The 12,404-nt window shown below is 49.5% G+C and carries 11 protein-coding genes; 10 read left to right on the top strand and 1 reads right to left on the bottom strand.

Features of this window, described 5'->3' with window-relative positions:
• The first annotated feature begins 31 nt into the window (after positions 1-31).
• The gene (locus LQ247_RS16115) at positions 32-1,921 is read left to right on the top strand and encodes an ABC-F family ATP-binding cassette domain-containing protein (RefSeq protein WP_231006283.1); all 1,890 of its coding nucleotides are present in this window, start codon (positions 32-34) and stop codon (positions 1,919-1,921) included.
• 58 nt (positions 1,922-1,979) lie between these two features.
• On the top strand, positions 1,980-2,150 hold the full coding sequence (locus LQ247_RS16110) for a hypothetical protein (RefSeq protein WP_186440166.1): 171 nt from the start codon (positions 1,980-1,982) through the stop codon (positions 2,148-2,150).
• A gap of 32 nt (positions 2,151-2,182) precedes the next feature.
• On the opposite strand, the gene folE2 is transcribed toward LQ247_RS16110, so the two are convergent.
• Entirely contained in the window at positions 2,183-3,085 is a 903-nt protein-coding gene (folE2, locus tag LQ247_RS16105; RefSeq protein WP_231006281.1) for a GTP cyclohydrolase FolE2, read from the bottom strand.
• 132 nt (positions 3,086-3,217) lie between these two features.
• On the opposite strand from folE2, the gene LQ247_RS16100 reads away from it, so the two are divergent.
• The 8 genes from LQ247_RS16100 to bioB all read left to right on the top strand — a co-directional run bounded on the left by LQ247_RS16100 (position 3,218) and on the right by bioB (position 12,403).
• Positions 3,218-4,330 carry an NAD(P)/FAD-dependent oxidoreductase gene (locus LQ247_RS16100; RefSeq protein WP_231006280.1) on the top strand — a complete coding sequence of 371 codons (1,113 nt, stop codon included), beginning with the start codon at positions 3,218-3,220 and terminating at the stop codon, positions 4,328-4,330.
• Positions 4,324-5,997, top strand: coding sequence for a nucleoside recognition domain-containing protein (locus LQ247_RS16095; RefSeq protein WP_231006278.1), 1,674 nt, complete (start codon positions 4,324-4,326; stop codon positions 5,995-5,997). The genes LQ247_RS16100 and LQ247_RS16095 overlap by 7 nt, the downstream gene beginning before the upstream one ends.
• A gap of 65 nt (positions 5,998-6,062) precedes the next feature.
• Positions 6,063-7,265 (top strand): GTP-binding protein, encoded by a 1,203-nt coding sequence (locus LQ247_RS16090; RefSeq protein ID WP_231006277.1) that lies wholly within the window; start codon positions 6,063-6,065, stop codon positions 7,263-7,265.
• A gap of 181 nt (positions 7,266-7,446) precedes the next feature.
• Positions 7,447-8,217 (top strand): 6-carboxyhexanoate--CoA ligase, encoded by a 771-nt coding sequence (gene bioW / locus LQ247_RS16085; protein WP_020450511.1) that lies wholly within the window; start codon positions 7,447-7,449, stop codon positions 8,215-8,217.
• Positions 8,214-9,560 carry an adenosylmethionine--8-amino-7-oxononanoate transaminase gene (gene bioA / locus LQ247_RS16080; protein ID WP_079289553.1) on the top strand — a complete coding sequence of 449 codons (1,347 nt, stop codon included), beginning with the start codon at positions 8,214-8,216 and terminating at the stop codon, positions 9,558-9,560. The genes bioW and bioA overlap by 4 nt, the downstream gene beginning before the upstream one ends.
• On the top strand, positions 9,550-10,701 hold the full coding sequence (gene bioF, locus LQ247_RS16075; RefSeq protein ID WP_231006276.1) for an 8-amino-7-oxononanoate synthase: 1,152 nt from the start codon (positions 9,550-9,552) through the stop codon (positions 10,699-10,701). The genes bioA and bioF overlap by 11 nt, the downstream gene beginning before the upstream one ends.
• Entirely contained in the window at positions 10,698-11,405 is a 708-nt protein-coding gene (gene bioD, locus LQ247_RS16070) for a dethiobiotin synthase (RefSeq protein WP_231006275.1), read from the top strand. Before bioF ends, bioD begins: the two co-directional genes overlap by 4 nt.
• Complete coding sequence (gene bioB, locus LQ247_RS16065; RefSeq protein ID WP_020450515.1) at positions 11,402-12,403, top strand: biotin synthase BioB; 1,002 nt, start codon at positions 11,402-11,404, stop codon at positions 12,401-12,403. The genes bioD and bioB overlap by 4 nt, the downstream gene beginning before the upstream one ends.
• Position 12,404: the final 1 nt, after the last annotated feature.

Genomic DNA, 12,404 nt, shown 5'->3' with positions numbered 1-12,404 from the left:
GTTATGACATTACGTTAGGATTGGTAGACAGATGAGCATTTTTAAAGCGGAAGGTTTATATAAAACTTACGGAGATAAAACATTATTTGACCATATATCGTTTCATATCGAAGAAAACGAACGGATCGGCTTGATCGGACCGAACGGAACGGGAAAGAGCAGTTTGCTGAAAGTGATCGCCGGCCATGAATCGACCGAAAAAGGAGACATCACCAAGCCTGGCAGCCTCCATATCGAGTACTTGGATCAGGATCCTGATTTGGAGGGTCCGGAAACCGTACTTGAGCACATTTATTCGGGAGATTCCGTGATGATGCGGACGATGAGGGCGTATGAGCAGGCGCTTCAGGAGCTGAATGCTTCGCCTGATGATCCGAAGAAGCAGGAAAACCTGCTGGCGGCACAGGGGAAAATGGACGAACACGGCGCCTGGGACGCGAATACGGCGGCAAAAACGATTTTAACGAAGCTTGGCGTCGCGGATGTGGCAAAAGAAGTAACCTCGCTATCAGGAGGGCAAAAAAAGCGGGTTGCGATCGCAAAAACATTGATTCAGCCTGCTGACCTCCTCATTTTGGATGAGCCGACAAACCACCTTGACAATGAAACGATCGAATGGCTTGAAGGCTATTTGAGCGGGTATCCGGGCTCCGTCGTCCTCGTCACCCATGACCGCTACTTTTTAAACCGGGTGACAAACAGGATCTATGAACTGGATCGCGGGCGCCTATACACATACAAAGGGAACTACGAAGTGTTTTTGGAAAAGCGGGCCGAAAGAGAAGCGCTCGCCGAACAAAGCGAAACGAAGCGGCAAAACCTTCTCAGAAGGGAGCTTGCCTGGCTGAGAAGGGGAGCTAAAGCCCGTTCGACAAAACAAAAAGCAAGAATCCAGCGGGTGGAGGAACTAAAGGAACAAGATGCGCCTGAAACCGGTTCTTCCCTTGATTTTGCCATCGGCTCCCATCGTCTCGGCAAGCAGGTAATTGAAGCTGAAGGTGTTGACATCAGCCGCGGCGGCAATCAGCTTGTCCGTTCATTCGATGAACTGATTGTGCCTGGGGACCGGATCGGCATCATCGGACCGAACGGGATCGGCAAAACAACGCTTTTAAACGCGCTTGCCGGCCGCGTCAAGCCTGATGGAGGGCAGATCACGATCGGCCAGACTGTAAGAATCGGATACTATACACAGGATCACAGCGAAATGAACGATGCGCTGCAGGTCGTCGAATACATTAAGGAGACGGCTGAGGTCGTCAAAACGGCCGACGGACAAGTGGTCACAGCTGAGCAGATGCTGGAAAGGTTCCTTTTTCCGCGGAGCATGCAGCGCAACTTGATTCGCAAGCTGTCAGGCGGAGAAAAGAGGCGCCTTTATCTTTTGAAAGTGCTGATGGAAGAGCCGAACGTCCTGTTCCTTGATGAGCCGACAAACGACCTTGATACCGAGACGCTCGGAGTGCTGGAAGATTATTTGGAACAGTTTCCCGGCGTTGTCGTGACCGTTTCCCATGACCGCTATTTCCTTGACCGTGTCGTCGACAGGCTGCTTGTATTTGAAGGCAGCGGAAACGTTTCGCGTTTTCAAGGTTCATACAGCGAATATATGGAGAAGCAAAAGGAGACCAGCCGTCAAAAGCCGGCGCCTGAAGCCGCAGAACCTGTCAAACCTGAGAAAAAGAAAAGAAAGAAGCTGTCTTATAAAGATCAGCTGGAATGGGACGGCATCGAAGACAGAATCGCCGCTCTGGAAGAAAAGCATAAACGGCTTGAAGAGGAAATCGCCGCCGCCGGCAGCGACTTCGCCAAGATTCAGACGTTGATGGAAGAGCAGGCGCAAACAGCCGCAGAACTCGATGCGGCAATGGAGCGCTGGACCGAGCTGTCTCTGATGATCGAGGAGCTGGAACAATCGTAAGTGAGACTGCCGGGAAATCCCGGCGGTTTTGATGTGGAAAAAAGGAGTTTGAACAAATATGCCTTTTGAAGAATTGCTCAGCTGTCTGCTGATGGCCGCATTATGTGTTCTCTTGTTTGTAAAAGCAATGGGTTACCGCAAAGAAAACAGAAGAGGCTTAATGGCGTCCTTTATGATATTCAGCATCGTCTGCTTGATCACGCTCATCATTAAAATTCCTGTTCATTGATAAAAGCTCGGCCATTCTTTCGGCCGAGCTTTTTAACATTTGGAAAACGACAGCCGCGCCACCGCATCATGCATGTGAATCGATTCTTCGTTCCGGCATTCGATCTCAAAGGCGGAGATCCAGTTCATTTCGTATAAGTCGGCAGCCGTTAAGCGGATGACGTCTTCTACAAATCTTGGATTTTCATAAGCCTGTTCAGTCACTCTTTTTTCGTCGGGCCTTTTTAAGACGGGATGGAGCTTTGCGCTTGCGTTCGTTTCCGCTGCGGCAAGAAGCTCGGTTTTGAAATCGTCCGGCATCTCCGCCTGCTCATTGATATGTGCGGTGATCTTGATTATGCCGCGCTGGTTATGGGCGCTGTATTCGCTGATTTCTTTTGAACACGGGCAGAGCGTCGTCACATGGGCCGTGATGCCGACGGTTTGTGAAAAGCCTTTGTTTTCATGATAAGAGACTGTCATATGGATATCGGCGTGCATCAATCCTGACAGTTTGGTTTCCGGGCTAAGGCGCTCGAAATACCATGGAAAACTGACAGAGACGGATGCGCTTTGCTGTTCCATATTGTCGGCTAAATCCTTTACAAAATCTTTCAGTGTATGGACATCAATCGTCCAGTTTGCTTCGTGATAGCGCTGCAGCTGTTCTGTCAGGCGGCTCATATTGATTCCTTTGCGGCCGCGCGCAAGGCTCGTCGTAAAGGAAAAAGCGCCGATCGTCGTTTGTGTAGACGGCTTGAGCGAGGATGCAATCAAAATCGGATGCGAAACGTTTGAGACACCGACATGGTCAATGTCAAAAAAATAGTCGTTCGGTGTATTTTGAATATCCTTCATCTGTTCTTTATCGTTCGGTTTTATTCCTTTCACGGCTTCGACAGATCCGAAGCGGCGGTGGCGTTCGGGTTTTGCGGGCAAATGCAGTATACGTTCCATTGATGAGACCCCTTTCTGTAGTAAATCGAAATAGTTCCTATTTATTTTGAGGGAATGCTGTGATAAAATCAAGTGGTCATGTCTAAAGCATGCAAATTAAATCGAAATGATTTCGTTTAGGGAGTGGTTGTTTTGCAGCATAGCGAAATCGTCATTGTTGGAGCGGGACCCGCAGGTATTGGAATGGGAATCGTTCTGAAAAAACTCGGTTTTCAATCGTTTACGATTTTGGAAAAAGACCGTGCAGGAGCTTCATTTCGAAGCTGGCCTGAAGAAATGAAACTGATAACACCGTCCTTTACCGGGCAGGGATTCGGGGCTTTGGATTTAAATGCTGTTGCTCCGGGAACATCCCCTGCCTTTACTTTTCACCGCGAGCACTTGAGCGGGCAGGAGTATGGAGATTATTTGGCGCTTTTGGCCGATCATTTTCAGCTTCCAATTCAAGAAGGCACATCGGTTCGCAATGTTTATAAAGACGACGGCGGTTTTTCAGTTGAAACTAATAAAGGCATGATGATGGCCAAAGACGTTATTTGGGGAGCCGGTGAATTCCAATTCCCGAAATATTCGTTTCATGGTGCAGAGATTGGCATCCACAACAGCAAGGTCGCCAGATGGAGCCAATTTGAAAAAGCCCATTATTACGTGGTAGGCGGCTATGAAAGCGCAATGGATGCGGCGGTTCAACTGGCGTCCTATGGCAGCGATGTGACGGTTGTGATGCCGAATTCGCTCCGCGAAAACGCTGAAGCCGATCCAAGCAGGTCGCTTTCACCTTATACATGGGAGCGTCTTGAAGATGCATATGACAAAGGGAAGGTTCAGTTTTTGGAAAAAGCCCTGGTAGAAAAACTGGCGAAAAATGGACCAGCCTATGATTTATATTTGTCAGACGGGAGGAAAATACGCTCGGAAACACGGCCGATTATTGCGACAGGCTTTCATTCCGGGGCAAAACAAATCGAGCTTTTGTTTGAATGGGGAGAGAACGGCAAACCGCTTTTAACGAATAAAGATATGTCGACCGTGACGGACGGTCTTTATTTAATCGGGCCGAGCGTTCAGCACCAAAACGCCGTCTTTTGTTTCATTTATAAATTCAGGCAGCGATTCGCCGTCATCGCCGAGCATTTGTTGGAAAAACGAAAGTTTTCGATCGATGAAAAGGTGCTGACAGAATACAGGGGAAATCAAATGTTTCTCACGGATTTGAGCTGCTGTGAGGTGCAGTGTGAATGCTGAAAGAGCCAACGCGGCGGCAGCGCATGCTCTTCATCGGACTCGAATCGGTCGGGAAAACAACGCTTTTTTCCGCGATCACAGATCAGAGAGCAGGCGAAGCAGCCAATGTGAAAGGATCGACGATATTTGCGGCTGAACGGGAGATCAAAAGCCTTCCGGGCTGGCAAGCCATTGATACACCGGGCATTCGGGAGGATGACAGCGTGTCGAAAAGAGCGCTGAAAAAAGAGATCGAAAAGGCCGATGAGGTGGTTGCCGTCTTGCGCGGCACCCATTTTTCAGAAGAGGTGAACGCGGTCTTGGACCTGATTCCGCCGGATGCCAGGCGCGTCTGCTTTATCGTTACGTTTCAGGACAAAATGACGGACGCCATGCGCCGGACGCTTTCTGAGCAAGTGGCCAAGCACAGTCTCCCGGTCCTGCTGGTTGATACGAGAACTGTGACAGACGATAAAAAAGAGCATATCATCGCTTTTTTAAGAAAAGAGGCTGAATTTCATCCGCTGAAACGGAAACGGATGAAACAGATTGAACTTGAAAGTGTGGCTGTTCAGCAGTTTGTGTGTCATCGTCCCGTAGTTGGGCCTGTTGTGAGTACTGCACTTTTATGTTTGTTATTTATGGTGCCGATCGTATTGGCTTATCATACATCAGAGTGGATGCAGCAATACGCGGACGAATGGGCGGTTGAACCTCTCCAAAATGCGGTCGGAGGCTTGCCGTCATGGCTGAGCGCGGCATTGGCGGGGAATTATGGCCTGTTATCCCTTGGCATTTACTCGTTTGTTTGGGCGTTTCCTGTCGTTTTGTTTATGTCTATAGCAAATGCGGCAGCAGATGATTCGGGTTTAAAGGACCGGATCGTCGATTCACTGGACCCGCTGATGCGGAAGATCGGTCTGAACGGCCGCGATTTAGTTCCGCTTTTGACCGGATTTGGCTGCAATGTCGTTGCCGTTCAGCAGACGCGGTCGTGCAGCATGTGTACGAGAAAGCGCTGTGTATCATTTATTTCTTTCGGATCAGCGTGCAGCTACCAAATCGGCGCGACGCTGTCGATTTTTCATGCTGCGGGACGGGAGTGGCTGTTTATTCCTTACCTCGCTGTTCTTGTTGCCGCAGCAGCCGCTCATAACCGGATATGGTATCGCATCGATCAGAAATGGGCCGCTTACTTCGAGCGCCGGCAAACGTTTTTACAGATGCCGTCCTGGAAAGGGATCGTCTTTCGAGTAAAAGAAGTGCTCCAGCAATTTATCTTTCAGGCGATGCCGATCTTTCTCATCATTTGCCTGGCGGCGACAGTATTGAATGAACTCGGTGTCATCCGTCTTGTGACATTGCTTGTCTCGCCTGTTTTAAGCCTGTTCGGTGCTGCGGAAGATGCGGCGCCGGGCCTTGTTTTTTCTCTGATCAGGAAAGACGGCATTCTCTTGTTCAATGAAGGGAATGGAGCGCTTCTTGATGTGCTGCCGGGGGCAACGCTCTTTCTGCTCATTTACTTGGCATCAACCTTTACTCCATGCATGGTGACGGTTTGGACAATTGCCAAGGAACTGGGGATGAAAACGGCGGCAGCCATTATGGGAAAACAGATGGCCACTTCAGTCGTGTCAGTTTTGATCATCATGATCATCTGTAAGCTGACACTTTGCATTTTTAAATAAATTGTGGTGAAATAAAATATAAATCGTAATAATTACGATTTGATAAGAGGAAGGAGAATGAAAAAATGAGTAAAAAGATTCCTGTAACAGTGTTAAGCGGATACCTGGGGGCGGGTAAAACGACGCTGCTGAATCACATATTGCAAAACCGCCAAGGGCTGAAAGTCGCCGTTATCGTTAATGACATGAGCGAAGTCAACATTGATGCCGGGCTTGTCAAGCAAGGCGGTGGCCTGTCGAGGACGGATGAAAAGCTGGTCGAAATGTCAAACGGCTGCATTTGCTGCACACTCAGAGAGGACTTGCTGGTTGAAGTCGAAAAACTGGCGAAGCAAGGAAATATCGATTATATCGTGATCGAATCGACCGGTATCAGCGAACCGATCCCGGTCGCTCAGACGTTCTCTTACATCGACGAAGAATTGGGTATTGATTTGACGCGGTTCTGCCGTTTGGACACAATGGTCACGGTGGTCGACGCCAATCGTTTTTGGCACGATTTTCAGTCGGGGGACAGCCTGCTGGACCGGAAAGAGGCTGTCGGTGAAGAGGATGAACGTGATATCGCCGATCTGCTCATCGATCAAATCGAATTTTGCGATGTGCTGATTTTGAATAAATGCGACCTTGTCTCCGAGGAAGATCTGGAAAAGCTTGAGAAAGTGCTGAAAACGTTGCAGCCTAAAGCAAACATCATCAGAGCGGTCAAAGGAGAGGTCGATCCGAAGGTCATCTTAAACACCGGTCTTTTCAATTTTGACGAAGCAAGCGGCTCAGCAGGCTGGATCAGGGAATTAAACGAAGGACACCACCAGCATACGCCTGAGACTGAAGAATACGGAATATCTTCGTTTGTATACGAAGCGCGCCGTCCTTTTCATACCGAGCGGTTTTATAACTGGATTCATTCGCTGCCGGAAAACGTCGTCAGGGCGAAAGGAATCGCCTGGTGTGCGACGCGCAACAGCCTTGCCCTTTTGATGTCGCAGGCAGGGCCATCCGTGTCGCTGGAACCGATCTCTTATTGGGTGGCCGCGCTGTCCAAGGCGGAACAGGAGCAAATCCTCAGACAGGATCCAGAGCTATTAAAAGAATGGAATGAAGAATTCGGAGACCGCCACACAAAGCTCGTCTTTATCGGATTGGATCTGTCCCCGTCAGAAATTACCGCCGAAGCGGATCGATGCCTTTTGACAGATTCGGAGATGGCGGACGACTGGTCGCTTTTATCTGACCCGTTCGATTGGCAGATTGAAAGAGCTAGATAAATGAATTTCCATATTAAGACAAAAGAGATATCTCTTTTGTCTTTTTTTATTTCAAACAAACCGGTGTTTTGTACACCATGTTGACATATCAGGAAAGGAATACTAATATTTTATTGTAATGTTAACTTAAATTATTTATAGGTTAACATATGAGTGCGGTGTTTAGAGGGGAGATGAAAGCATGAAGGGAGAAGCGTATTACAGTGTGAGAATGAGAGCCTCCGAGAACGGTCCCCATGAAGAGGGGGGAAAACACATATCCGGAGGAGAGCGGCTTGCGCCTTTCATCGGTGTAAAGGATGCCGTCAGCGATTTATTGGAAAAAGCATTGTCTCATTCGCGGGGCAAGCCGGACTTTATGCAAATTCGCTTCGATCTTGTAAACGAACCGATAAAGTTTGTCCAGCCTCTGCGCATTGAAACGAATGAAACAAAATCAGCGGAAGAAGGACAAGCGCTTGCCCGTGAGCTGATCAGCCGCGCCGGCGTACCGAAAAACGCGGTAGACAAAGCGTTTCAAGGCATTGCCGAATACTCGGACGTAAGGGGCGCCGTTTTGTTTGACATTCATTCAGGCCGGAGGATTGACGGAAGAAAACAAAAAGGAGTGCGCGTCTCACGGCTCGATTGGCCGGAAGCCGATTTTCAAATGTGGGCGGCTTTGTGCGGAATGCCGCCGAATCCGCGGTTGAAAGAGGCGCTTGCCATCGCTTCTAAGGTATGTGAGCATCCGGCTGTCGTCGCCGAATTATGCTGGTCAGATGACCCTGATTACATAACGGGCTATGTTGCCGCTAAAAAGCTGGGTTATCAGCGGATAACAAGGATGAAAGAGCATGGAGACGAGAGCGGCTGCCGGATTTTTTTTGTTGATGGATTAACAGATATCAAGAGCTGTATAGACGGCTTGGAAAAACAGCCTGTATTCATTCGGTCGGGAGGTAAAACATGAATCAATCATTCGTTGAAAAAAGCAAAAAATATCTTTGGCTGCCTTTTACCCAAATGAAAGACTATGACGAAAACCCGCTGATCATCGAAAGCGGGGAGGGCATCAAACTGAAAGATATCGACGGCAGGGAGTACTATGACGGATTTTCTTCAGTATGGCTCAATGTCCACGGCCATCGCAAGAAGGAACTGGATGAAGCCATCAATAAACAGCTCGGCAAAATCGCTCATTCGACATTGCTGGGGATGACAAATGTTCCGGCGACAGAGCTTGCCGAGGTGTTAATCAAGATCACGCCGGAAAAGCTGACGCGTGTTTTTTATTCGGACAGCGGCGCTGCAGCAATGGAAATCGCGCTGAAAATGGCCTTTCAATATTGGAAAAACATCGGCAAGCCGGAGAAACAAAAATTCATTTCGATGAAAAACGGCTATCACGGCGATACGATCGGCGCTGTCAGCGTCGGTGCGATCGAGCTCTTCCACCATGTATACGGGCCGCTTATGTTTGAAAGCTTTAAGGTAAATGTTCCTTACGTATACCGCTCGAAAAGCGGCAACCCGGACGAGTGCCGCGATGAATGCCTCGCAGAACTCGAACGGCTCCTGAGCGAGCGGCACGGTGAGATCGCCGCGCTGTCGGTCGAATCGATGGTCCAAGGGGCATCGGGGATGATCGTGATGCCTGAAGGATATTTGGCAGGCGTCCGGGAGCTTTGTACGAAATATGACGTTTTAATGATTGTCGATGAAGTGGCGACAGGATTCGGCCGAACCGGGAAAATGTTTGCCTGTGAGCATGAACGTGTTCAGCCTGACTTGATGGCGGCTGGAAAGGCCATTACCGGAGGCTATTTGCCGATCGCCGTCACTTTTGCGACAGAGGAAATTTATCAGGCATTTTATGATGACTATGACAAACTGAAAACGTTTTTCCACGGCCATTCGTACACGGGGAACCAGCTTGGTTGTGCCGTTGCTCTGGAAAATTTGCGCCTGTTCGAATCGGAAAAAATCGTCGCTCAAGTTGCGGAAAAGTCGAAAATAGTGGAATCGCTTTTTCATGATCTTGCAGCGCTCCCTCATGTCGGCGACATCCGCCAGCTCGGTTTAATGAGCGGGATCGAGCTCGTTCAGTCGAAAGAAACGAGGCAGCCTTATCCGCCTGAAGAGCGAATCGGATACCGGGTGTCTTTGAAAATGAGGGAGCTTGGCATGCTGACGAGGCCGCTCGGGGATGTTATCGCATTTCTTCCTCCGCTCGCCAGCACTGCCGATGACCTGCGCGCCATGGTGTCCATTATGAAAGAAGCGATTCAAGAGGTTACAGGCTGTGCACATTGACGAATGGCTCAGCAGTCGGCTCGCTAGGACGAAGGCAGCCGGGCTTTACCGCTCGCTTAAACCGCCTCAAGCTGTCGCGGAAGCGAAACGTACGAATTGGGCGTCAAACGATTATTTGAGCCTGGCGAACGACAAACGGCTGGTTCACGCCGCAGAAACGGCGCTTCGCCGCTTTGGAGCCGGGAGCACAGGGTCAAGGCTGACGTCCGGCAATACCGAATGGCATGAAAAACTTGAGCGGAAAATCGCCGGTTTTAAGCAGACAGAAGCCGCTCTCTTGTTTTCAAGCGGATATTTGGCCAATATCGGCGTGCTTTCGTCTTTGCCTGAAAAAGGAGACGTCATATTAAGCGATCAATTGAACCATGCGAGCATCATCGACGGCTGCCGCCTTTCAAAAGCTGATACGGTTGTTTACCGCCACACGGATATGAATGATCTTGAAGAAAAACTCCGCACCGCACAGAGCCGGGCTCGCCGTTTTATTGTGACAGACGGCGTGTTCAGCATGGACGGCACAATTGCACCGCTTGACGAAATCATGCTCCTTGCCAAGCGGTACCGGGCCTTTGTCATCGTTGATGATGCTCACGCAACAGGGGTTTTGGGAGATGCCGGCAGGGGAACGGGCGAGTATTTCGGCGTCTCCCCAGATGTTGTGATCGGCACGTTAAGTAAAGCTGTAGGCGCGGAAGGCGGCTTCGTCGCGGGCTCTAAAGCATTGATCGATTTTTTGCTGAATCATGCGAGAACGTTTATCTTTCAAACGGCTGTCCCGCCCGCAAGCTGTGCGGCGGCATGCAGAGCTTTAGACATCATTAAAGACAGCCGGAATAAACGCCGGCTTTTGCAATCATCGGTGACCACGATCAAACGGGGTCTCGAGGATATCGGGTTTACGGTCAAGGGAGAAGATACGCCGATCATACCCGTTATGATCGGAGACCCTCAAAAAGCCGTTCGATTTGCAAACGGCCTCAAGGAGAAAGGGATTGAGGCCCCGGCCATCCGCCCGCCGACTGTTGCGGAAGGAGAGAGCCGGATCAGGCTGACCGTCACCGCAGATCGCAAGTTAAGAGATATTGAAGCTCTATTAGAGGGGTTTAAATTAGTGGGAAGAGAGTTGAACTTGGTGAAATGAAGGGTTTTTTTGTAACGGGAACTGATACGGGAGTAGGGAAGACGTTTATCGCTTGCGGCCTTGCCGCTTTGTTGAAAGAGCAGCATGTTGATGTCGGCGTGTTCAAGCCGTTTTTGAGCGGAGAGCTTAGCAGCGATCCGCAGAGTGATACAGCACTTTTGAAGAACAGCTCTGAAACATCTCTCGCTGATGAGGAGATCACACCTTTCGTGTTTAAAGAGCCGCTTGCACCTTACACAGCAGGGAAGCTCGAAGGGAGGACCGTCGGGCTGGAAGATGCCGTGAACCATTGGAAAAAGATTAAGGATCGGCACGATTGCTTCATTGTTGAAGGGGCAGGCGGGATTGCGGTGCCGCTCGGAGAGGATTATTTCGTCAGCGACTTGATCAAAGCGCTCGATTTGCCGGCTGTCATTGTGGCGCGTCCCAATCTTGGAACGATCAACCATACGTATTTAACCGTCCAATACGCGAAACAAATGGGGATACGCGTGATCGGCATCGTGATCAACGGCATCAGCAGCCGGCCCGAACTTGACGAACAGACGAATCCGGACATGATTGAAAGATTTTGCGGTGTGCCGCTCCTCGGCGTTACGCCGAAGCTTGAAGACGTTTCACCAACACAAATTCACCACATGATCAAGGAGCATGTCGATGTTTCCTTGATTATGAATCAAATGCAAATGGGGGCAGAAACATGAATCAGTGGATGGAACTTGCAGAACGGGTGTTGGATGGCGGAGAAGTAACTGAAAAAGAGGCGCTTTCCATCTTGGAATGCTCGGATGACGACGTTCTCCTGCTTATGCATGCTGCATTTCAAATCAGAAAACGCTACTTTGGAAAAAAAGTAAAGCTCAATATGATTATGAATGCAAAATCCGGACTTTGTCCGGAAAACTGCGGCTACTGCTCGCAGTCTTCGATATCAAAAGCGCCGATCGACAGCTACAGGATGGTCGACAAAACGACCCTGCTTGAAGGTGCAAAGCGTGCGCACGATTTAAATATCGGAACGTATTGCATCGTGGCGAGCGGCAGAGGCCCGTCCAACAGAGATGTCGATCAAGTGGTCGGCGCCGTTAAAGAAATTAAAGAAACGTACGGCTTAAAAGTCTGTGCATGCCTCGGACTGCTAAAGCCCGAACAGGCCGAGCGGCTGAAGGAAGCCGGAGTGGACCGGTACAATCACAACATCAATACATCAAAAAGCAATCATTCAAACATTACAACGTCCCACACGTATGATGACAGAGTAAACACTGTGGAAACAGCCAAAAAATCCGGAATGTCCCCATGCTCGGGCGTCATTGTCGGGATGAAAGAGACGAAGCAGGATGTCGTCGATATGGCGAATAGCTTAAAGGCGCTTGATGCAGACTCAATTCCGGTTAATTTTTTGCATGCGATCGACGGAACTCCGCTGGAAGGGGTCAATGAATTAAATCCGCTTTATTGTTTAAAGGTTTTGGCTTTGTTCCGCTTTATCAACCCGACAAAGGAAATCCGTATTTCAGGGGGGCGCGAAGTCAACCTCCGCTCCTTGCAGCCGCTGGGGCTGTATGCCGCCAATTCGATCTTCGTCGGAGACTATTTAACAACGGCAGGGCAGAATGAAACAGAGGACCATAAGATGCTCCATGATTTAGGATTTGAAGTCGAATCGGTGGAAGAAATGAAAGCCAGTTTACAGCGGTAAC

It is taken from the genome of Bacillus sp. BS3(2021) (assembly GCF_021043345.1).
Lineage (GTDB): Bacteria > Bacillota > Bacilli > Bacillales > Bacillaceae > Bacillus > Bacillus paralicheniformis.
This window is presented reverse-complemented; position numbering and strand designations above follow the sequence as displayed.

Bases quoted from the DNA above. Each gene is read 5' to 3' on its own strand.
- LQ247_RS16115 (WP_231006283.1), top strand. From the start codon at position 32: ATGAGCATTTTTAAAGCGGAAGGTTTATATAAAACTTACGGAGATAAA.
- LQ247_RS16110 (WP_186440166.1), top strand. From the start codon at position 1,980: ATGCCTTTTGAAGAATTGCTCAGCTGTCTGCTGATGGCCGCATTATGT.
- folE2 (WP_231006281.1), bottom strand. From the start codon at position 3,085: ATGGAACGTATACTGCATTTGCCCGCAAAACCCGAACGCCACCGCCGC.
- LQ247_RS16095 (WP_231006278.1), top strand. From the start codon at position 4,324: ATGCTGAAAGAGCCAACGCGGCGGCAGCGCATGCTCTTCATCGGACTC.
- LQ247_RS16090 (WP_231006277.1), top strand. From the start codon at position 6,063: ATGAGTAAAAAGATTCCTGTAACAGTGTTAAGCGGATACCTGGGGGCG.
- bioW (WP_020450511.1), top strand. From the start codon at position 7,447: ATGAAGGGAGAAGCGTATTACAGTGTGAGAATGAGAGCCTCCGAGAAC.
- bioA (WP_079289553.1), top strand. From the start codon at position 8,214: ATGAATCAATCATTCGTTGAAAAAAGCAAAAAATATCTTTGGCTGCCT.
- bioD (WP_231006275.1), top strand. From the start codon at position 10,698: ATGAAGGGTTTTTTTGTAACGGGAACTGATACGGGAGTAGGGAAGACG.
- bioB (WP_020450515.1), top strand. From the start codon at position 11,402: ATGAATCAGTGGATGGAACTTGCAGAACGGGTGTTGGATGGCGGAGAA.